The sequence below is a fragment of the Affinundibacterium baiyunense genome, from assembly GCF_018139645.1.
Taxonomy (GTDB): domain Bacteria; phylum Pseudomonadota; class Gammaproteobacteria; order Burkholderiales; family Burkholderiaceae_D; genus Undibacterium; species Undibacterium baiyunense.
Genome location: NZ_JAGSPM010000001.1, coordinates 575650 through 598035 on the forward strand (window position 1 = coordinate 575650; position 22386 = coordinate 598035).

At 43.9% G+C, this 22386-nt stretch carries 19 protein-coding genes and 2 tRNA genes; 5 read left to right on the top strand and 16 right to left on the bottom strand.

The window, feature by feature from the left end; all coding sequences use genetic code 11:
- Nucleotides 1–286 precede the first annotated feature (286 nt).
- The gene (gene rpoD, locus KDM92_RS02520) at nucleotides 287–2617 is read left to right on the top strand and encodes an RNA polymerase sigma factor RpoD (protein WP_212682994.1); all 2331 of its coding nucleotides are present in this window, start codon (nucleotides 287–289) and stop codon (nucleotides 2615–2617) included.
- 212 nt (nucleotides 2618–2829) lie between these two features.
- Here rpoD and KDM92_RS02525 read toward each other — a convergent pair whose 3' ends face one another.
- Together KDM92_RS02525 and pnuC are read right to left on the bottom strand one after the other, a co-directional pair.
- Entirely contained in the window at nucleotides 2830–3369 is a 540-nt protein-coding gene (locus KDM92_RS02525) for an AAA family ATPase (RefSeq protein WP_212682851.1), read from the bottom strand.
- A gap of 36 nt (nucleotides 3370–3405) precedes the next feature.
- The gene (pnuC, locus tag KDM92_RS02530; RefSeq protein WP_212682852.1) at nucleotides 3406–4011 is read right to left on the bottom strand and encodes a nicotinamide riboside transporter PnuC; all 606 of its coding nucleotides are present in this window, start codon (nucleotides 4009–4011) and stop codon (nucleotides 3406–3408) included.
- A gap of 232 nt (nucleotides 4012–4243) precedes the next feature.
- On the opposite strand from pnuC, the gene KDM92_RS02535 reads away from it, so the two are divergent.
- A complete protein-coding gene (locus KDM92_RS02535) occupies nucleotides 4244–5272 on the top strand; it encodes an OmpA family protein (RefSeq protein WP_212682853.1) in 1029 nt (342 codons plus the stop codon).
- A 166-nt stretch (nucleotides 5273–5438) separates the two neighbouring features.
- Here KDM92_RS02535 and KDM92_RS02540 read toward each other — a convergent pair whose 3' ends face one another.
- The 3 genes from KDM92_RS02540 to KDM92_RS02550 all read right to left on the bottom strand — a co-directional run bounded on the left by KDM92_RS02540 (nucleotide 5439) and on the right by KDM92_RS02550 (nucleotide 7377).
- Nucleotides 5439–6386, bottom strand: a complete 948-nt coding sequence (locus tag KDM92_RS02540) for a ChaN family lipoprotein (protein ID WP_212682854.1) — start codon at nucleotides 6384–6386, stop codon at nucleotides 5439–5441.
- A gap of 415 nt (nucleotides 6387–6801) precedes the next feature.
- Nucleotides 6802–6877 (bottom strand) — tRNA-His (locus KDM92_RS02545).
- 290 nt (nucleotides 6878–7167) lie between these two features.
- Nucleotides 7168–7377, bottom strand: coding sequence for a DUF3079 domain-containing protein (locus KDM92_RS02550; RefSeq protein ID WP_212682855.1), 210 nt, complete (start codon nucleotides 7375–7377; stop codon nucleotides 7168–7170).
- A gap of 243 nt (nucleotides 7378–7620) precedes the next feature.
- On the opposite strand from KDM92_RS02550, the gene KDM92_RS02555 reads away from it, so the two are divergent.
- Both KDM92_RS02555 and KDM92_RS02560 read left to right on the top strand, forming a co-directional pair.
- Nucleotides 7621–8058 carry a MarR family winged helix-turn-helix transcriptional regulator gene (locus KDM92_RS02555; protein ID WP_212682856.1) on the top strand — a complete coding sequence of 146 codons (438 nt, stop codon included), beginning with the start codon at nucleotides 7621–7623 and terminating at the stop codon, nucleotides 8056–8058.
- Between the two features lies 1 nt (nucleotide 8059).
- Nucleotides 8060–9244 (top strand): HPP family protein, encoded by a 1185-nt coding sequence (locus KDM92_RS02560; protein ID WP_230408120.1) that lies wholly within the window; start codon nucleotides 8060–8062, stop codon nucleotides 9242–9244.
- Between the two features lie 127 nt (nucleotides 9245–9371).
- Here the strand turns inward: KDM92_RS02560 and dusA are convergent, their stop codons facing one another.
- From dusA to rnr, 4 genes are all read right to left on the bottom strand, one after another.
- On the bottom strand, nucleotides 9372–10391 hold the full coding sequence (dusA, locus tag KDM92_RS02565) for a tRNA dihydrouridine(20/20a) synthase DusA (protein ID WP_329603115.1): 1020 nt from the start codon (nucleotides 10389–10391) through the stop codon (nucleotides 9372–9374).
- Nucleotides 10392–10618: 227 nt separating this feature from the next.
- The gene (cysE, locus tag KDM92_RS02570) at nucleotides 10619–11365 is read right to left on the bottom strand and encodes a serine O-acetyltransferase (protein ID WP_212682857.1); all 747 of its coding nucleotides are present in this window, start codon (nucleotides 11363–11365) and stop codon (nucleotides 10619–10621) included.
- Between the two features lie 162 nt (nucleotides 11366–11527).
- Nucleotides 11528–12277, bottom strand: coding sequence for a 23S rRNA (guanosine(2251)-2'-O)-methyltransferase RlmB (gene rlmB / locus KDM92_RS02575; RefSeq protein WP_212682858.1), 750 nt, complete (start codon nucleotides 12275–12277; stop codon nucleotides 11528–11530).
- A 170-nt stretch (nucleotides 12278–12447) separates the two neighbouring features.
- Entirely contained in the window at nucleotides 12448–14907 is a 2460-nt protein-coding gene (gene rnr, locus KDM92_RS02580) for a ribonuclease R (protein WP_212682859.1), read from the bottom strand.
- 260 nt (nucleotides 14908–15167) lie between these two features.
- Between rnr and KDM92_RS02585 the strand changes: the two genes are divergently transcribed.
- Nucleotides 15168–15252, top strand: a tRNA-Leu gene (locus KDM92_RS02585).
- 235 nt (nucleotides 15253–15487) lie between these two features.
- On the opposite strand, the gene KDM92_RS02590 is transcribed toward KDM92_RS02585, so the two are convergent.
- The 7 genes from KDM92_RS02590 to hfq all read right to left on the bottom strand — a co-directional run bounded on the left by KDM92_RS02590 (nucleotide 15488) and on the right by hfq (nucleotide 22336).
- Nucleotides 15488–16015: a phosphoribosyltransferase gene (locus KDM92_RS02590; RefSeq protein ID WP_212682860.1), complete on the bottom strand. Its 528-nt coding sequence runs from the start codon at nucleotides 16013–16015 to the stop codon at nucleotides 15488–15490.
- Nucleotides 16016–16026: 11 nt separating this feature from the next.
- The gene (locus tag KDM92_RS02595; protein WP_189344394.1) at nucleotides 16027–17340 is read right to left on the bottom strand and encodes an adenylosuccinate synthase; all 1314 of its coding nucleotides are present in this window, start codon (nucleotides 17338–17340) and stop codon (nucleotides 16027–16029) included.
- Nucleotides 17341–17346: 6 nt separating this feature from the next.
- Nucleotides 17347–18498, bottom strand: coding sequence for an ATP phosphoribosyltransferase regulatory subunit (locus KDM92_RS02600; RefSeq protein WP_189344395.1), 1152 nt, complete (start codon nucleotides 18496–18498; stop codon nucleotides 17347–17349).
- A gap of 118 nt (nucleotides 18499–18616) precedes the next feature.
- Complete coding sequence (gene hflC / locus KDM92_RS02605; protein ID WP_189344396.1) at nucleotides 18617–19513, bottom strand: protease modulator HflC; 897 nt, start codon at nucleotides 19511–19513, stop codon at nucleotides 18617–18619.
- Nucleotides 19513–20766, bottom strand: coding sequence for an FtsH protease activity modulator HflK (gene hflK / locus KDM92_RS02610; protein WP_212682997.1), 1254 nt, complete (start codon nucleotides 20764–20766; stop codon nucleotides 19513–19515). Before hflK ends, hflC begins: the two co-directional genes overlap by 1 nt.
- A gap of 176 nt (nucleotides 20767–20942) precedes the next feature.
- Nucleotides 20943–22055 (bottom strand): GTPase HflX, encoded by a 1113-nt coding sequence (gene hflX, locus KDM92_RS02615; RefSeq protein WP_212682861.1) that lies wholly within the window; start codon nucleotides 22053–22055, stop codon nucleotides 20943–20945.
- A gap of 44 nt (nucleotides 22056–22099) precedes the next feature.
- Nucleotides 22100–22336, bottom strand: a complete 237-nt coding sequence (gene hfq, locus KDM92_RS02620; protein ID WP_189344399.1) for an RNA chaperone Hfq — start codon at nucleotides 22334–22336, stop codon at nucleotides 22100–22102.
- Between the last annotated feature and the right edge of the window lie 50 nt (nucleotides 22337–22386).

Below are 22386 nucleotides of genomic sequence, written 5' to 3' on the forward strand. Positions count from 1 at the left end.
GACCGAATCGCCTGAGCTTGAATCCGGCGAGATCATCAAAACGCAAGTTCAATCAGTTACTGTCGTAACGAAACGACGCTCACGCTTGGCAGTGGTCAATGCGGTGGAAACATCTTCATCCGACTCTTCCGATTCCAGCACAAATGAGACGACCATGCTTGTGAGCGAATCGAAAGCGAAAGCGCAAGAGCAAGAGCAAGCAACATCCGACAATACCGCTGAGAGCGCAAATCATGTCGCGACTGACGACGTTACTGCTACTGCTACAACTGAAGTAGCGAACGATATGAATGATGAGTACAGCAATTTACTGTCTAGTGCAGCCAACTTAAGTACTGGCCCAGCGCCAGTTATCAAAGTAAAGAAAAAGAAAATCATTGCGAAGTTGACTAGTGCAGACACTGATGCGCAAGCATCGGAAACGCCAGCTCCAGACTCTGAAGCCAAAGAAGCGAATGCACTCGCGGCGCCATCAATCACGCCGCAACTTCAAGCATCTACACAAGTAGAGAAGACAGCAGCCAAAGTGCGTATCGCAAAAGCACCAATTATTAGCGATACACCGTCAACAGCTACAGCAGAAATTGACACTTCGGCATACGCATTTCCTACGGTAAAAGAAGCAGCGCGTCGTGGACGCAAACCATCTTCACCGCAAGTGTATAACGAAGAAATCCATGCGTTTAACGCATTGGAATCGGCTGAATTAAAGCGCGCTGCGCGAGTAAAATCAGGCAAGGCAACCGCCAGCAGTGCAAGCAAAGAGCAGCTGGAAGAATACCGCCAACGCCTAACCAAGTTAATTCAACTTGGTAAAGATCGTAGCTATCTAACCCATGCTGAAATTAATGATCATCTGCCAGAAAACGTTGATGATCCTGAGATGATACAAAGCATTATCAGCACCTTAAATGATGTTGGCATTGCGGTGTACGATCAAGCGCCAGACGCAACCATGTTACTGCTATCTGACAATGTCGCCAGCTCAGTTAGCGATGACGATGCCGAGGCCACTGCAGCGGTCGCATTATCGACCGTAGATTCAGATTTTGGTCGCACCACAGATCCTGTGCGCATGTACATGCGTGAAATGGGTAGCGCAGAATTACTGACTCGCAGCGGTGAAATCGAGATTGCTAAGCGCATCGAATCCGGTTTAAAAGACATGCTGCAAGCTATTTCTGCATGCCCTTCCGTGATCCAAGAAGTTTTAGTCACCGCAGAAAAAGTCAAATCCGATGATGTGATCATTGACGATATTATCGATGGCTTTCATGTGCCAGACAGCTTAGATATTCCTGCTCCAGTCATCTTAGCGAATACAGACGACGATGAAGAGGAAGAAGACGATGAAGAAGGCGGTGCGGCAGAAACAAGCAATACCCTAAGTGCGGAACAGTTAGCGCAAATGAAGGCGACTGCCCTAGAAAAATTTGCGGCGATCAAGACCAGCTTTGACGATATGTTTGCGCAGATTGAAAAGAATGCTTATCAATCACCAGCATATCAACATGCGCAAGAAAACGTTGCAAAAGAAATGGAAAGCATCCGTTTTAGCGTAAAGACAACTGAAAAATGGTGCGACATTTTGCGCAAGCAAATGACAGAACTACGTCAAACCGAAAAGCGCATGCTTGAATTGTTGGTAGATCGCTGTGGTATGCCACGCGCCTACTTCGTCACGCATTTCATCAAAAATGCGACGAATCGAGATTGGCTAGAACAAGAGATGGAATCACGCGAAGCGTATGGCGCCGTTCTGAAGCGGCACATTCATGCAGCGCGAGAACTGCAGGGACGCTTAATCGTGCTGGAAGAGTCGGCGAAAATACCACTTAGTGATTTACGCGCGATTCATAAGAAAATGATTTCTGCGGAGAAGCGTACCCGTGACGCCAAAGCAGCGATGACCGAGGCCAATTTGCGCTTGGTAATTTCAATCGCCAAGAAATACATCAATCGCGGCATGCAATTTTTGGATCTTATTCAAGAAGGTAATATCGGCCTACTCAAAGCAGTCGATAAGTTTGAGTATCGCCGCGGCTACAAATTTTCAACCTACGCAACTTGGTGGATACGCCAAGCGATCTCGCGCGCGATTGCAGATCAAGCGCGGACCATTCGCGTACCGGTTCATATGATTGAAACCATTAACAAGTTGAATCGCATTAAACGCCAATGCTTACAACAAAATGGTACAGAGCCAGATCCAGCATTGATTGCAGAGAAAATGGATTTACCAGAGATCAAAGTACGTGAGATCTTGAAAATCGCCAAAGAACCAGTGTCGCTAGACGTGCCAATTGGCGACGATGGTGATTCACAACTGGGCGACTTTATTGAAGACAATATCACGCTGTCACCAATGCAAGCGGCGATGCAGGCTTCGGTACAAGGCAAGCTCAAAGAGATCCTCGATGCCTTGAGCCCACGTGAAGCAAAAGTCTTGCGTATGCGCTTTGGTTTAGAGATGGCAAGTGATCATACTTTGGAAGAAGTTGGTAATCAGTTTGACGTTACACGTGAACGGATTCGTCAAATCGAAGCGAAAGCGATGAAAAAACTGCGCCACCCTTCTCGCTTAGAACAATTGAAGAGCTTGCTAGAAAACAGCTAATTGCGTTAGCTGTATTAGCATAGTCAGTCATTCGACTTGCATGTAAGACGCATTTCTTCACTAATTTCTTTGCCAAGCTATTTATAAACAAAACGCCCCGCCATAAAAAATGTGCGGGGCGTTTTTTATTCAAATCGAACTTAGCTTCAATATATTTTGATTTAATTTTTTAGCTTTTAAAACTTACAATTTTTAAAATTTAAATTGAAAAACTAACTCAAAAAATCTAAGGTGAACTTTACTTGCTCCAAACGTTGTTGCAAGCTACCTTCGACCAAAACAAATGGGATGCCACGTGCATCCAAGGTATCGACTAAATCTTCGTGTATTCGCTGACGTACTTCAGGTGATTCGCGCTGCAGTCCATCAGCAATCCAAGGAAAATCTGGCGCCGTGACCAAGGTCAATGCGTAGTTATGCATTTGCTCCAAACGCTGCAATTCTGCATCGACCTGTTTAAAATAAAAGCGGCTATACAAGGCAGTCATCAAAGGTGTCGTGTCACAAAACAACCAATGATGCGCTTTATCTAGCAAATGCTGTTCCTGCTGCAACTGAACTTGCGCAATATGTAATTGATCAGACTCTTGCGGGACACGCCCATTTTTCTCAACAAATTCGCGTAAATATTCAGGTACCCAAACGGTTTGATAATGATGCGCCAAAGCATCTGCCAATTGCGATTTACCAGAAGATTCTGCGCCAAGAATTGCGATTTTTTGCACTAATGGTGTGTTCGTTTTTTCAGTCATATCCTGCTTTTCATGTGCTTACCACTCGTTTTTCAGTTAGCTGATTTGTTCCTGCTTGCATACCGCGCGCCAAGCACGCGCACCAGCAATAGCGAGAATCACAAAAATCGCATAAAGCAAAGCAGTAAGCATCAATCCTTTATACAAATACAGCCCGACATACATTACATCGACCACAATCCAAACATACCAATTTTCAAGTTTTTTTCTTGAGAGTAGTAATTGCCCGAGCAAGCTCCCCGCTGTTAAGAAACCATCTGCAATTGCTACGTCAGTGTCGGTCGCTAGTTTCAATAACAAATATAAGACGACGAAAATTACAATCCAGGCAAACATTGCCAACACGCGTTGTGAAGTCTGCATTCGTGTAACAGCTAAGCTCTCTTGGTTTTCACCATGTCGCAACCATTGATACCAACCCCACACCGAAACCAAAATAAACACAACTTGCAAACCGCTATCGCCATATAACTTTGCGTCAAAAAACACCAAGCCATACAAAGCAGAAGACAGAATTGAGAACAGCCAAGCCCAATGTATTTGCTTGATATTCAGCACAACCGTGATGATTGCCAATACAAACGAACAGAGTTCTAGCGGTGTTGTGATCCAACCCCAGACGAGTGGCAGACTTTGATTCATGAAAGACTTTGTGAAATGGGCGTGTGATGAGAATGGGTGCCGCAGCATACCAAATTTTTGCAGAGAAAACACTTGATCAATCTAAAATCATTATCGAAGCTTTAACAATGTTTGACGATCCGCCAACTTAAAATCCTATACAATTCGCAACTTCAAATTTTTGTATTGCATAGGCTGCTTATACAAGCATGCACACCCAAAGATAAACTTAACTAATCGTAAAGGAAGACAGATGAAAAAAATCGCTTTAGCTATCGCTTTAATCGGCAGTGCTTGTGCTATCCCAGCAGTAGCACAAACGGTAGAAGCCAATCCATCTTGGTATGTAGCACCAAGTCTTAACTACACCAACACAGACAATGGTTTTGGTTTAACTAAAGATGGTCAAGGTTTAGGACTGCGCTTCGGCAAAATGATCAATCCAAGCTGGGATCTTCAGTTAGGTGGTATTGCGGCACGCACCAAGCAAGCTGGCACCAAATACACACAAAACTTGTTGAGTGTTGATGCACTGTATTTGCAGTCTCGCGAAGCAGTTCGCCCATTCTTGTTGTTTAGTGTTGGTGGACAGCATGACAAATTGTCGAATGCATTGAAAACCAAATCCAAGAGTTCCCCATTCATCGGCGCAGGCATTGGCTTACAAGCTGCGCTGACCGAGCAATTGACATTCCAAGCAGATGTTCGTCGCAACATGGCTTACGTAAGCGGCAATGAGTACAATTTTAATCGCGCGTACACAACCTATGCTTCTGTTGGTTTGAACTATTTCTTTGATAAGGTAGCAAAACCAGCTCCTGTGGTTGCACCAGCACCTGCTCCAGCTCCAGTGGCAGAACCTGCACCAGCACCGGTTGCACCGCCACCGCCAGCACCAAAATTTGAAAAATACACTTTATCATCAACCGAATTATTCGCTTTTGATAGTGCCGTATTAGCGCCAACACAAGCAAAACTAGATGAAATCGTAACTGCTTTAAAAGCATCTCCATCTGTGTCAAACGTGGTGATCAGCGGCTTTACTGATCGCTTAGGTTCAGATAAATACAATCAAAAATTGTCTGAAAAACGCGCTACCGCAGTACGTGACTATTTGGTGAATGCAGGTGTTTCTGCAAATCGCTTGAATGCAGTTGGTAAGGGTGAAGCAAACCCAGTAGTAACTTGTAATAACAAAAAACGTGCTGATTTGATCAAATGCTTAGAACCAAATCGTCGCGTTGAAATCGAACAAATGACATTTGAACGTCGCGTAAATTAAGCATGGGATTAGCGAATTTGATTCGCTAGTTCTTGCAAGCTTGGTCGACATTGATCAAGTACAAAGCGAAAATAAAAATGGCGCTCAATTATCATTATTGCGCGCCATTTTTTATTAATCGAAGAAATTCTATCGATGTATTTAATGATTCAGTTTTAAAGAGATCTTACTGAGCAGCCTTACCCTTTACCCCAGCGCAATAATCTTTGCTTTCTGTTGCCGAGGTAAACCAATAGAGATCGGCTTTACCTGCCTTCTTGATATAAGCATCAAGATCGATAGAATCTGCTTGCACTTCAATCATTTGAATAATGAGTACATCTGCTTGCGGATTTTTCTTACGTAGATGCCAAGGCGCGCCGGTTTCCGCACGAACATGTTCACCACCTGCGATTAACATCGCAGCGTCGGTTTGCAGCATCGCAGTGGCCATGCTGGCATCTTTTGCTAGTTGAATGTGTAACATAGGTGTCAAAGTTTCGCGGCTTTGCATGCCACAATGCGAAGAAAAAATTTGATCGAGTAAATAGTCTCTCAAAAAATCTGGTGGATTAAGCGCAGTAGCGAACCGCTCCACACCGACAAAATTTTTCTCACCATTTTTGTACACCGCGCTAATAAACGCTCTATCGATATTACCAAAAGCCAATGCTGATCGCTTCGATGCTTCATGAAAGTTTGGTCCATAAATTCGCCAATCCCAACTGCCCTTCTCTGGCCAATTCAAGATTTGCTTCATTTGATCTAGACTAGTCTCCACTTGCAACTGGCGAATCGCAGCTTCATGGCTATTATCCAGCATTTCAAATACCACTCGCCCCTGATTATTTCTATTCGCATCGGCAAATCGCTCTTGAATAAAACGTCGTTCTAATTGATGGTGCGCAGGATTATCATGTTTTTCACCGACAAAAACATAACGATGCTTGCGTAGTAAATCAAATGCCGATTGTTCATCAAGGAACTGCGCTCGAGAATTCATCACCTTACCGATCAAGTTCAAGCCAGTGCGCTGCACTTCTTGCGCAGGCTCTGAGATTTGCGCATCAACAAACGTTGACGTCGTCAAGCACATAAAAAGACTACTGAACAAAATAATTTTTAGTTTGCGCATAATCAAGTGTTCCGAAGAGGAAAAAAAAATTGACTATATATCGAGCATAGCCTGACCGCAAGCAAAGACGAAGCGGAATTGTCTGATGTGGCATGAATTTTGATACTACTGAAGTGGGAATTTGAGGTGGTGAACTACCCGGAAAAACCGGGTAGTACCGACCTAGCCACCGTCACACATATCGGTTGTGTGTACAGCAGTTAACTTATCATACTAAAGATTTATGACCAAGTTATGACTTTGGAATGCTAGGATGAACTCCAATACGAGTGAGCATTCATCATCAGACGATACATTGTAGTACCTGAAGTGGTGCATTTAAATGCTATTCCGAAATAAGATTTTCATCTTCCGAAAAAAGCAAAAAAGGGTTATAGATAGAAATCTATAACCCTTTGTTTTACTACGTGTTCTATGGGGTGGACGATGGGGCTCGAACCCACGACAACAGGAATCACAATCCTGGACTCTACCAACTGAGCTACGACCACCACTGAATCATTTAATAGCATCGCTATCAAGTGAGCCTCGCATTATACGAGAAATTACCAATTCAGGCAAATACTTTCCGTTTTATAGGACTAGTAATATTCCTAACAAAGGACAAAAAAAGCCCGCTCAAATTCAGCGGGCTAACATCCTATCGAGATTAGGATTACAACAAACTCAACAAACATGATGACTATAATGATTTTGTACTGAGTCGAATTCATTTATTACAAATTCTTACGACTTTCATGAATACGATACATAAAGCTTTTTTCAAGAAAGTATGCCTTAGCTAAGAATCAATTTCATGCTTGGGCGCTAACTTGATAACTTGTTCAGGACGACTAGGCTCCCAATCTGACCAATTCTCACCAAACAATTCGACAGGATGCGCCGTGCGATCCGCGCCATTTCCACATGCCATCGAATTCGCTGGGCAATACAGATCGCATCCCCAACAAATTCGCTCTGGATTCTTGGGATGAATTGGAAATTTTTTCATTTGATTTACTTAACTTGTTTATTTGAAACAAGATGCATCGATGAGCCCTACTCCAAAATTGATATCGACAGCAGACAAAATCTCAGGCTAACGCCAAAACTCACTTGAATCAGATTCCAACATCTTAGTTTTTTATATCACAGCGTGATATAAAATAGCATTCCAGCCCCTTCAAATATTGTTTTAGCACAAGAAAAATTAGGGCTAATCGGTCACAAACAACATCATCATAAAAGTTCATTCATGGAAAAGCGAAGCGCGAAGATGCAGAAAAAACTAAACAAACACGACTTCGAGCAACTAGCCGACTTTCGTTACCAGCTAAGAATTTTTCTGAGATTTAGTGAGGAGATAACACAGCAGCATGGAATTACGGTGCTGCAGTATTTATTGTTATTACAAATAAAAGGCTATCCAGGACGAGACTGGGCCAGCATTAGCGAACTCGCTGAGCGACTTCAATCTCATCATCACGGGGTGGTTACGCTGGTGACTCGATGTGAAAAAGCAGGCTTACTTACACGTCGAGTCAGCCGAATCGACAAACGCCGAGTTGAAATCCACCTCTCAAAAAAGGGAGACCAGTTAGTCAATCAAATTGCCGAACTTCATCAAGATCAAGTTGGTCACTTGAAGCAGGTGCTCGGACGCGTGTTTGAAGCGGATAGCGCGCGAGACTAATATGAATTTTTCTATGTTATTTATGCGCATCAGGCACATGTTCACGTCTATTGTTCCCGCTTCAATTCAAATTAATTTGATCGAGCGAATACGTGCAAGTGGTGGCGCTCTACTAGGAATATTAATAACCGGATTGATTAGCCATCAAACATTAGGAGGCGGCAGTGAGCTGCCTTTTTTGATTGCTCCGATGGGTGCGTCTGCGGTACTTCTTTTTGCACTTCCATCTAGCCCACTCGCTCAGCCTTGGTCTATTCTACTAGGTAACACCATTTCAGCCGCAGTCGGCGTTGGTTGCGCCAGTCTATTAGGAAATACTCCATTTGCGGCGGCCATCGCAGTTGCATTAGCGACGGCAGCGATGTTTGCGAGCAACAGTCTGCATCCTCCTGGTGGAGCCATCGCTTTATCAGCCGTCTTAGGCGGGCCTAGTATTCAAGCACAAGGTTTTCTTTACATCATTTCGCCTGTGGCTTTGAATTCGGTGGTGTTACTCATCATGGCTTTAATTTTCAACAATCTAACAAAACATCGCTATCCTCATATTCATACCGAAGCGAAAAATCTTCACAAGACAAACGATCTAGCACCGGGTGAGCGCTTAGGATTTAAATCAGAAGACTTAGATTTCGCTATCAACCAATTTAATGAAGTGCTAGATATCAATCGCGATAATCTAGAAAAGTTATTTCGGCAGGCTGAAATGCACAGTTATCAACGTCGCTTTCAAGCTATCACCTGCGCTGACATTATGTCTCGCGACATCGTGAGAATCACGTATGAGACACCATTGGAAGAAGCATGGCAACTTTTACGCAAGCATAAAATTAAAGCCCTGCCGGTGGTCGATGATACCCAAAAGGTGATTGGGATTCTGACGCTGATCGATTTTATGAAGCACGCAAATCTCGATGTGTATCAAGATTATGAAATCAAGCTAAGGCAATTAATTCAAAGCACAACAGAACTAAGGTCGGGTCGCCCACAAGTTGTTGGGCAGATTATGACTACTTCTGTATTAACTGCCGGTATCGGTACCCACATTGCGTTTTTGGTACCTATGCTGTCAGATGCTGGCATGCATCACATTCCAATTATCGACGAACAAGCAAAACTAGTCGGCATCGTCACGCAATCTGACTTAATTGCCGGACTATTCCGAGAGCGCTTGAATGATGCTAGCTAACTAAGCAAATACAGAATTAAATCAATTATGAAATATCAGCACTGCCGAGTGTGGGTGAATTTACAGGCATTGCACCTGTAAATTTTTCACCAATATTGGAAGTAGAACGACCAAATTGCTAAGTAAATTAGACCAACAAATCCGGATTAGCGTCCTTCACTTTAAGCAAAGCTTCCATCAACAATTGCGGATTTCCATCGGCAAGTTTTTTGGAATCGGACAAGGTTTGGCGAAACGCACGCGCACCGATCAAACCAAATGTCAGACCTAACATGTGTCGCGTAATACTATTTAACTTCAGACCTTTTCCGCCATCACCATGTTTGCTTAGCTGTTCAGAAATATAAGGTATCATGGCTAACACAACTTGTTCGCGTGAACGCGATGGAGCTTGATCGCCGTAGTATCGTTGATCAAAGCTACTCATGACATAGGGGTTATGATAAGCCTCACGTCCCAACATCACGCCATCTACATGTAATAAGTGTGTATCAATCTCTTCTACCGTCTTAATACCGCCATTGATAATGATTTCAAGATTCGGAAAATCTTTTTTTAATTGATAAGCGTAGTCATATTTCAGTGGAGGCACTTCGCGATTTTCTTTTGGTGAGAGACCTTTAAGAATCGCGTTTCGTGCATGCACGATAAACGTTTTACAACCCGCATCGGCGACTTGCCCAACAAAATCACGAACAAAATCATACGAGTCAACTTGATCGATGCCAATTCGGTGCTTCACGGTGACATCGATATCCACCACGTCACGCATCGCTTTGACACAATCAGCAACCAACTGCGGCTCGGCCATCAAACATGCGCCAAATGCGCCTTTTTGTACGCGCTCAGAAGGGCAGCCACAATTTAGATTAATTTCATCGTAACCCCACTCCTGTCCACGCCTCGCAGCACTTGCCAAATCCGCTGGTTCGCTACCACCTAACTGTAACGCGACAGGATGCTCTTCCTCGTTGAAATCTAAATGACGACCTAGATCACCATATAAAATTGCACCAGTCGTTACCATCTCGGTATACAACCAAGTATGACGAGAAATATAGCGATGAAACAGACGGCAATGGCGATCAGACCAATCCATCATGGGGGCTACAGAGATACGACGAGAGGGAATAATGGGAGAATTCACAATGGCAAGGCAGCAGAAAATCAAACAAACGCTATTGTACCGCGGCTACCAACCGACTGCCTGGCTATCGGACAATCAACACACCAAAACATAGTAAGTTAATAATTGGATCTTACTACACAAAGCCTAATCATGCAGAGTCACGATCAGGCATCCATTTCTAATTTACTGTCGATACCGACATGTTCATTTTTTCAAAAAACTACAATGAAAAATCTTCCAGCAAGCTAATCGACTAATTGCGAAATCTCTTCCGCATCAATACGTTTTTCATTGAGCGATTTCTCACAAACAATTCCAGCAACTTGGATCGCAGCGCGTAGATTTTCGATTTGCTCTTGCTGTGAACACACATGCTCAGTCAGTTGGCGGAACGCCTTAGAAATTGGATCGTCACCATTCGCACTAAGGCCGTAGGCACTAAAGCTCAATGACGATTTCTCTGCATCTTTATCTTTGTTTGACTGAACAATGTGGGCAGGATTACCAACCGCAGTCGCGCCCGCAGGAACAGGCTTAATCACAACGGAGTTTGAGCCGATCTTGGCTCCCGCACCAACCGTAAATCCGCCCAATACCTTAGCACCCGCACCTACAATCACGCCTTGTTCCAAGGTCGGATGACGTTTAGCGCCCTTGGTCAAAGAAGTACCACCAAGAGTCACTCCCTGATAAATCGTACAATCATCACCAATTACGGCAGTCTCACCGATCACTACACCAAAGCCATGGTCAATAAAGACGCGTTTTCCTATGGTTGCGCCTGGATGAATCTCGATGCCGGTAAAAATACGTGCTAAGTGGGCGATAAACCGCCCTAGCCATTTCATGCCATGCGTCCAACACCATTGTGCCCAACTATGCATCACAATCGCCTGCAGGCCTGGATAACAAGTAATTACCTCCCAGGTATTACGAGCTGCAGGATCACGTTGAATAATGCTGGCGATATCTTCGCGTAGTTGCTTAAACATGGTACTAAATCAAATGAGGTGAGTCTGTGCAGAAGCGCACATGCGGAAAAACAAACAGCAGTGTAATGTTTTTTTAAAAATGACGCTGGACATCACATATTTCTTGATATTAGGCACAACAAAACATGTGATGCAGAGGGAAAATGCTACTTATTTTGCTGCTTATTTTGCTGCTTGTACTGCTATACGTTGACGTCGTGCCTCGTATAAACAAACGCCTGACGCCACTGACACATTTAAACTTTCTACTGAACCCAACATAGGAATTTGTACCAGCATATCGCAGTTTTCTCTGGTTAAACGACGCATACCCTCGCCTTCATTGCCCATCACAATTGCGATACCACCTTTAAAATCGACGTCGTAAATCGTTTTTTCAACATCATCTGAGGTTCCAATAATCCAAATATCGCGCTCTTTCAAATCACGAATGGTTCGCGCTAAATTGGTCACAGTAATGTATGGCACCGTTTCCGCTGCGCCACTTGCCACTTTTTCTGCGGTGGCATTTAAACCGACAGCACGATCTTTTGGCGCAATCACTGCATGCGCACCAACACCATCAGCAACACGCAAGCATGCACCCAAATTATGCGGATCAGTAATACCATCTAAAATCAACAACAAAGGTGGACCTTCAATCGCATCCAATAATTCATCCAAATTACGGGCAAGCGATAATTCACCTGCTTTTGCAACAACACCTTGATGCCGACGAGTACCAACGATATTTGATAAGCGTTGATCATCTGCTTGAATAATTCGAATTCCTGCAGATCTGGCAGCATGAATCAATTCTTGCATACGGCGATCTGAACGATCGCTATCAACATAAATTTCTTCAACTGAAGACGCTTCATGACGAATACGGGAAGTCACGGCATGGAAGCCAAAAATCATTTTACTTTTCATTATTTCATTCTCTTACTGGTTTAATTCTCAATCACACTAAAAATCACATTTGAAATACTTCACCACTTGCACCGATGTATTCTTCGCTACACAAGTTTGTGGAATTAAAATACCAATGTGCTTTCATTCAATATGCGTGCACTACTACATGTCAGTTGTAACAGACAGCATCAGCGCTTTTTACGCGTGCTTTGCACCGATTTGGATTTACGCTCGTTACGTACCGCTGCTGCGCTCGCTTTTTTACGTTTTGTTTTATTCGACGATACATCTACATACGTAGCAAGCTCTTTTTGCGTTTTAGCTGTTGCCGTACTGGCGGTTCTACTAGTCGCAGCACGCTTTGTTTGGCGTGTCGTAGCAACTTCTTCTAATTCACGTGTTTTTGGATATCGATTCGGTATCGCACTTGTCGCCAAAGACAAATCAATTTTTCTTGCATCAATATCTACGCGGCTAACGACTACTTTTATTTTATCGGTTAATTGATAACGTTTTCCACTACGTTCACCACGCAATTCATGTCGTGCTTCGTCAAACTGGAAATAGTCCGCGCCAAGTTCGGTAATGTGAATTAAACCTTCAACGAACATTTCATCAAGCTGCACAAACAATCCAAATTGAGTCACACCAGAAATCGTGCCAGTAAATTCTTCACCCAATTTACTCTTCATGTAATAGCACTTGAGCCAGGCTTCCACATCGCGCGAAGCTTCATCGGCGCGCCGCTCATTCGCAGAGCAATGAGTTCCCAACATATCCCAAATCGTTTGTTCTTTTTGCTGACGTTCTTTTCCTGCCGCACGATCCGCGGCCATTTGCTTGCGGGCTGCATTTGAAATTGTGGTGTTTAAAATACTCGTATCGATACCTTTAGGCTCGTATTTTTTGCCTTGCAAAATCGCCTTAATCGCTCGATGAGTCAGCAAATCGGGATACCGGCGAATTGGGCTAGTAAAGTGCGCATACGCGTCATACGACAATCCAAAGTGACCAATATTATCTGGGCTATATACAGCTTGCTGCATAGAACGCAGCAACATCGTCTGCAATAACTGCGAGTCTGGTCGACTCTTAATTTTTTCCATCAATTGCGCATAGTCCGATGCGGAAGGCGAATCGCCGCCAGTCAAATTCAAGCCAACTTGACGCAAGAAATTGCGCACCTGTGTCAATTTTTCTTTTGTAGGACCCGCATGAATACGATACACACCAAAATGATCATATTCTTGTAACAAGCTCGCGGCACAAACATTGGCAGCCAACATACACTCTTCGATCAAGCGATGCGCATCATTGCGTGTGCGTGGCAAAATTTTCTCAATCTTGCCAGCCGCATTGGCGACGATATAAGTTTCGGTAGTTTCAAAATCAATTGCGCCACGACGATGACGTGCTTTCAATAAAACTTGAAACACTTCATAAAGATGCAGTAAATGTGGCACTAAAGTGAGTCGCTTGTTGGCCTCAGGTCCTTTGGTGTTTCCTAAAATTGCGGCGACTTCTGTATAAGTAAAACGCGCAGCGGAGTGAATGACCGCTGGATAAAATTGATACGCCGTAACCTCACCATCAAGTGAAACCACCATATCGCAAACCAAGGTCAATCGATCGACATTGGGATTTAAAGAACACAGGCCGTTTGATAATTTTTCCGGCAACATGGGAATCACGCGACGCGGAAAATACACAGAAGTACTACGCGATAACGCATCCTGATCAATTGCGTCATTCGGCTTGACGTAATGACTGACATCGGCAATTGCCACCAACAAACGATATCCTTTTTCTCGGCCAATTTTGCAAGGTTCACAATACACCGCATCATCAAAGTCGCGGGCATCTTCGCCATCAATCGTCACCAATGCGATATCACGCAGATCAACTCGCTCTTCAAGATCTTTGGCACCAACATCAAACGGCAATTTACTTGCTGCTTTTTGTGCAGCATCAGAAAATTCGTGTGGCACACCAAATTTTCGCACCGCGATTTCGATCTCAATTCCAGGATCATCAATCTCACCAAGAATCTCAACGATTTTTCCAAGTGCCTGAGAGTATTTAGTTGGCTGCTCAACCAATTCGACACTAACTACTTGTCCTGCCTTAGCTTTACCGGGCGCACCAGCTAACAAAATATCTTGATTGATGCGATTGTCTTCTGGCGCAATTAACCAAACACCGTTTTCCTGAATCAAGCGACCAATAATATGGGTATTAGCACGCTCAAGAATTTCCGAAACACTTCCCTCTAAACGACCCTTGCGATCGGTGCCGACAACCCGTGCGCTAACACGGTCACCGTTTAAAATACGCGCCATCTCACGTTCGGGCAAAAATAGATCTGGACTTCCATCATCCGGCGTCAAGAAACCATACCCATCACGATGACTACTTACCCTTCCGACGATCAGATTTTCTTGTGACAACGCAGTGAAATTACCAGCCTTATCTTGAGCAATTTGTCCCTCACGCTCCATTGCTTTGAGCCTTTTCGCCATGCCTTCGATCTCCTCAGGTTTTACGCCTAATTTTTTTGCAATCGATGTTATCTTCAAACTTGTTTTTGAAGCGCGCAAGATGCCAAGAATATCTTCTCGACTTGGGATGGAATAAAGATGTTTATTCAAAACGTTGAGATCTCTTTGTAATTGATTAAGGCTACAACACTATACAACCGTCAGTAGATAAACATAGTTTATCGGGTAAATTTAAAAATACCTAGCCTTTGCAAAAAGCTCGCTACAGATCTACTGCTTATCTGCAATTGATACGCAGATTATCTTTGCTATCGATAAAAAAGCGGGCGGATAACATGCTTTCTGTTAGCGGGCACTACTTTTAATACATTGACTTTGTGAGGCATTACTTTATAATCTTGGTCTCCGTTGCCCACGTGGCGGAATTGGTAGACGCGCATGGTTCAGGTCCATGTGCCTTCGGGTGTGGGGGTTCGAGTCCCTCCGTGGGCACCAGCATTATTTGCTCGATTACTTTAAAAAAGCCGTTGATTCTTCAACGGCTTTTTTATTTCTAATCGAAGAAAATACAATCGCTGAAAACTATCACGAAAACACCGCACTAAACATCAATCCATCAAAAATCGCACTAGCAACAGGGGTACGTTCGATGAACAAAAAAGACGGATTTAATAATTAAAATCCGTCTTTGTTCTACGATCAAACTCGCTCAGACTACATACCCAAATGTTTATTCTTGTGCAGCAAGTTCCTGAATTGACAAGGTATCGTAGATCTCAAATGGCTGATGTATCCACGGTGAACCTTCTAAGTACTGCAGGTAAAAATCAGGAACCACGACAGAAACTGACTTCACCCAGATCACCGCACTTTTCATCTCAGTGATCTCTGGGTGATGACGTCTCAGCCATGGCTGCACTTCGCGAAATGTAACGCCCGAATCCACCAAATCATCTACCAGCAAGACACGACCGGAAAGGCTTTTCTCGACACTCGCAATACTACCGCCAATCTGAATTTGCCCCTGTTCTTGTCCAGCGCTACCGCGATAAGAACTGACTGAAAGTACACTCAATGGCAGTTTAAATAGACGAGAAAATACATCGCCTATTCTGAGACCGCCACGCGCCAAGCACAAGATATGATCAAATTGCAGACCAGATTCGTGAACCTTCAATGCCAAAAGTTCAATTGCGCGATGGTATTCATCCCACGAGACCCACAAATCATTTTGTTCTGGATTCTTCAAATTCGACATCGGCTCTATCTTTATAGAAATGGATGACGAAGAACGATGGTTTCTTCGCGGTCTGGGCCAGTTGAAACCATATCAATTGGTACACCAACTAATTCTTCAATACGCTTGATATAGTTACGTGCATTCACTGGCAAGGCCTCCATTGATTGCGCTCCAACAGTGGATTCAGACCAACCCGGCATTTCTTCATAAACAGCAACACATCGAGCCGCCTCCTCCGCACCGACAGGGAAAATATCAACGGATTTACCATCGATAGTATAACCAGTGCACAACTTCAATGATTCTAAGCCATCAAGCACATCGAGCTTAGTCAAGCACATACCAGATACACCATTGATTTGAACAGAGCGCTTCAACAGCGCAGCATCAAACCAACCACAGCGACGTGCGCGTCCAGTGACCGTGCCAAACTCATGACCGACACTCGCCAAATGCTTACCAACGCCTTGATCAGTCGGCAATTCAGATGGGAAAGGACCAGAACCAACTCGCGTAGTGTAAGCCTTAGTAATTCCCAAGATGTAGTGCAACATACCAGGGCCCACGCCAGAACCAGCAGACGCATTCCCCGCCACGCAGTTACTTGAAGTAACGAAAGGATATGTGCCATGATCGATGTCAAGCAAACTACCTTGCGCACCTTCAAACAATAAACTTGCTCCGTTTTTGTACGCCGCATGTAAAGCACTAGAAACATCGGTCACCATAGGACGAATGCGAGCAACATCACGCATCGCATCATCATAAGTTTTTTGAAAATCAACCGCTTCTGCTTTTAAATAATTCACCAAGACGTAATTGTGATATTCCAGATTCTCTTTGAGCTTTTCGGCAAAGCGTTCTGGATTCAGCAAATCGGCTACGCGAATAGCACGACGCGCAACTTTATCTTCGTAAGCTGGACCAATGCCTTTTCCCGTTGTTCCGATCTTAGCTGCACCACGTGCCGCTTCGCGCGCTGCATCCAATGCAGTGTGGTAAGGCAGGATGACTGGGCAAGCCTCAGAAATTTTTAAACGCGAGCAAACCTCAACGCCATTCGCTTCTAACTTATCGATTTCACGCAATAGATCTGGAACGGACAGAACGACACCATTACCGATATAACATGCAGTGCCCGCACGCATAATTCCAGATGGAATCAATTGCAAAGCTGTCTTTTGACCGCCGATTACGAGAGTGTGGCCGGCATTATGACCGCCTTGAAAACGCACCACACCCTGCGCATGATCCGTCAACCAATCGACGATTTTACCTTTGCCTTCATCGCCCCACTGGGTTCCAATGACAACTACATTTTTTGCTGGTTTATTTTGTGACATCGCTCATCAACCTACAGTTTTTAAAATCCATTGACTACCATCGAATTCGACCATGCGTGTGCATTCAAATTCGTCCTGTTCATTCTCGTGGCCGGGGAGATTTTGAATCACCACCTCACCCGCTTGACGTAATTCATTGATCTTCATCCGCAACGCGGGATCTTGATTCCATGGCGCCAAAATTGCGTTCTTACGCTCTGCCGATGGCATCAAACGCGCCAACTCGCGTAAATCTAAAGAAAATCCTGTTGCTGGACGCGCACGACCAAATGCCTCGCCCACATGATCATACCGACCACCACGCGCCACAGCATTTGGCAAGCCTGGTACAAAAGCATTAAACATCACACCACTATGGTAGTGATACCCGCGCAAATCAGCCAAATCAACCGTCACTTTTGCATTGCCAGCCAATTCAACCAAATAGGCCAACTCGTTCAATGCTATCGCAATCCCATCCAGTTTGGGCAAAATTTCACGCGCTTTTTGAATAATCGATTTGTCACCATATAAATTTGGCAAATCCAACAAAGCTTGACGAACGACTGGTTGGAAGTCTTTTGTCAACTCTTTCAAAGCAGGCAAATCTTTCGCCTCTAGCAAGGCGAACAATTGCGATTCATGTCGCTTCGCCGCTTCGTCGCTATTCAGTAATGCTCGCAAAACACCCACATGACATAAATCTAAACGCACTTCGGAAATATTCGCTAGCGCCAAAGATGCCAACATCAATTCTTGAATTTCAGCATCTGCTTCTAAACCAGCGTGACCATAGATTTCACCGCCAATTTGCAGTGGCTCACGCGTCGCATGCAATCCCGATGGTCGCGTATGTAACACACTACCGGCATAACACAGACGCGTTACCGATTTGCGATTTAATAGATGCGCATCAATACGCGCTACCTGGGTCGTCATATCAGCGCGTACCCCCATGGTACGACCAGATATTTGATCAACCAACTTAAAGGTACGCAAATCCATATCTTGACCAGCACCTGTCAATAAAGACTCGATGTATTCAAGCATAGGAGGCATGACTAATTCATAGCCATAGCAACGGAAATTATCTAATAAAACACGACGCAATTCTTCGATCTTGCGTGCTTCGGAAGGCAATACGTCGGCTATATTTTCAGGGAGTAGCCAATTTGGCATAAGGAACAATCTTCAGTAATGACAATACTGCAAACATTAATAGATCGGGCAAAAACTAGAAAGACTGCAATTCAAAATGAAATGCAGTCTATCTAACGACACCCACTTTTAGGCTAAATTATTTTTTAGGCGCGGCTCCAGCACTGCCAGCACCAGGCGCTTTGAAATACTTAAAGAATTCAGAGTTTTGATCAACAACCATCATGTCACTCTTACTCTTGAAGCTAGCGCGATAGGCTTCCAAACTACGATAAAACTTATAAAACTCTGCATTCTGACTGAAAGCCTGCGAGTAAATTTTTGCAGCTTCTGCATCGCCAGCACCACTAATCGTCTGCGCTTCTTTGTATGCTTCAGCCAAAATCACAATCCGTTGACGATCTGCATCAGCACGAATCTTTTCAGAATCAGCAAAACCTGTAGAACGCAATTCATTTGCTACGCGGCTACGTTCTGCCTTCATACGTTCATACACAGAATTATTGATTTGCTCAACATAGTCAACACGTTGCAGACGTACATCAACAATCTCAACACCAATTTGCTTCGCTTCGTCGGTTACTTTTTTACGAATAGCTTGCATGACTTTGTCGCGCTCACCAGAAATTACATCGCGCACAGAGCGCTTGGTGATTTCTTCATTTAAAGCAGCTTTAACGATTTGCGACAAACGATCGCGGGCACGCCCTTCTTCACCACCAAAACTAACGAAGTACAATTTTGGCTCAGTGATATGCCACTTCACATAGGTATCGACCAAAATGTTTTTCTTTTCAGCAGTAATAAAGCGATCTGCTTCTGGTGATTCGATCGTCAAAATACGCTTATCCAAAAACATCACATTTTGAAACGGAGGCGGCAATTTAAAATGCAAACCAGGTTCACTAATCACGGCCTTCACTTCACCAAGTGCAAAGACAATCGCGTGTGACCTTTGGTCAACCACAAAAATGGTCGAATAAAACACCACGCCTGCAATGGCGAGAGCGATTAAAGATGAAATAAACTTATTCATTAACGAGACTCCCTGTCGCGAGAATCGCGAGTTCTACCATCTTTCGTTCCTCTTACTTCTACTGTTGTCATTGTATCGGACGGTGACGTTACTGGAGCCACAGGTGCGCTAGTTCGATTACCGCTATCACCTTGTGAATTCAATTTATCCAAGGGCAAATAAATCATATTGTTCGAATTCTTTGCATCCATCATCAACTTGGTCGTACTGGAGAAGATTTGCTGCATCGTCTCTAAGTACATACGATCACGCGTGACTGCTGGCGCTTTTTGATATTCAACCAAAACCTGCTTAAAGCGAGAAACATTACCTTCCGCATTCGCTACCACTTTAGAACGATAACCTTCGGCATCTTGCAACATACGAGAAGCTTCGCCGCGTGCTTTTGGAATGACGTCATTCGCATAAGCTTGGCCTTCATTTTTCTGACGTTCTTTATCTTGCCCCGCTTTTACTGCATCATCAAACGCTGCCTGCACTTGCTCAGGTGGTTGTACCGCTTGCATGGTGACATTCGTAATCTGTGCGCCGGACTCATAACGATCCAATACTTGCTGCATCAAGACATTAACATCTAACGCGACTTTCTCACGACCTTCGTAAAGGACAAAGTCCATCTTGCTACGGCCAACGATTTCACGAATCGCAGTCTCTGCAACCTGACGAATCATCTCTTCTTGATCACGATTGCTATACAGCCATTTCGCCGCATCTTTCAGTTTGTATTGAACAGCAAATTGAATATCGATGATGTTTTCGTCATCGGTTAACATCAAAGCTTCTTTTGGCTGTTTGTTTTTTACATTGTTGCGATAACCAACTTCGACCGTACGAACCTGCTGCACATTGACGATTTCATGCGCTTGTATCGGTGCAGGCCAACGCCAGTTAAAACCCGGATTTGCCTGATAGCTATACTTTCCAAATGTTGTGATAACACCAGTCTGACCTTCTTGTACGATAAAAAAACCACTAATCATCCAGAAGAAAGCCAATACCGCGACAATCACGCCAAAACCAATCTTCGCGAATAGAGAATCATTCGGTGAACCACCATTACCACCATCAGTGCCGCCATTCTTGCCGAACATACGGGCGATCGATTGATTAAAATCTCGCCATAGCTGATCTAAATCTGGTGGCCCGTCTTCTGGTTTTCTACCATCTGGCTTATCTCCTTTTGAACCGCGCCCCCATTGCGGGTCGTTCAAAGAGAGTAATGGCCTTAAGCGATTAAAAAAAGGAATTCGCATTCGTTGATTACCCGATAAATTGTTGAATTTAATTACTAAATGGACTTTTGCAAAACTTACTTTAGAATCACTCATTTTTTGTCAGTGTAGATACGTTTCAACGATCAACACCTGAGCGACATCAATTTATTTAAGTCCTGTTTTTAAAATAGAACAAAAGAAACACAAACCGAAACCTAATCATCCGTATTGATTACATCCGCAACTTGTTCGGAACTGTCTACATCTTTCTGCATCAGCTCAACGATCGCATTACGCAACAAATCAATACCTAAACCATTTTTTGCACTAACGAAAACTCTGCTAATTTTACCATATTCATCCCGCTCGATTGCAGGAGGCAAATCAGCCTGATCTATCTTATTCCAAACCAATAATTGTGGAATATGATCAGCACCAATTTCCTTCAAAACATGATTCACTTGATCAATTTGATCATTGCGAACAGCACTACCACCATCAACCACATGCAATAACAAATCTGCATGTATCGTCTCTTCTAGCGTCGCTCTAAAGGAAGCAACTAATTGATGTGGCAAATCCCGAATAAAACCAACAGTATCAGAAACAACAATATTTCCAACACCTTCTAAGTACAGACGACGCGAAGTGGTATCCAAAGTAGCAAACAATTGATTTGCGGCATACGTTCCCGCCTTGGTCAAAGTATTAAACAAGGTTGATTTACCAGCATTGGTATAACCGACCAAAGATACTGTAAACGTACTACTCCGGCCTCTCGACCGACGCTGAGTCTCTCTTTGCTTATGCAATTTTTCCATCTTTGCCTTAAGCATTTTTACACGCTCACCAAGCAAACGACGATCCGTCTCCAGCTGCGTTTCACCTGGGCCACGCAAGCCAATACCACCTTTTTGTCGTTCCAGATGCGTCCACCCACGAACCAAGCGCGTGGCTAGATGCTGCAACTGCGCCAACTCGACTTGTACCTTACCTTCATGGCTTTTAGCGCGCTGCGCAAAAATATCAAGAATTAAGCTGGTACGATCCACCACCCGAATCTTCAGGTGACGCTCCAGATTTCTCTGCTGCGCTGGTGATAGTGCGTGATTGAATATGACCAGATCTAAACCAAGGTCAGTGACCGCATGCGCAATCTCATCAGCTTTTCCTGATCCGACAAATAAGGCGGCGTCAGGACTAGATCGCTTACATGCAATGCTTGTGATAGTCTCAGCCCCTGCAGAGAGAGCGAGCTGAGAAAGCTCATCTAAACTCGCAGCAAAGTCACCTTTGCCGAAGTCCACGCCAACTAGAGCGGCGCGCATATGAACCTAAAAGAAATTCGAATACCTGAAAAATTCAAGAATAATTACTCAGCTTCAGATTCGGAATTAATGCTCACTGCACGCGCAGGAACAACAGTAGAAATTGCGTGCTTGTACACCATTTGCGTAACTGTATTACGCAACAACACGACATACTGATCAAATGACTCAACATGACCTTGTAGCTTAATGCCATTGACCAGATAAATAGATACAGGAATGTGTTCTTTTCTTAACGCATTCAAAAATGGGTCTTGTAACAGTTGCCCTTTATTGCTCATAACAGCTCCATTGTGTTGTTGTGATTAGGAGTTGGGGACACCTTCGATTA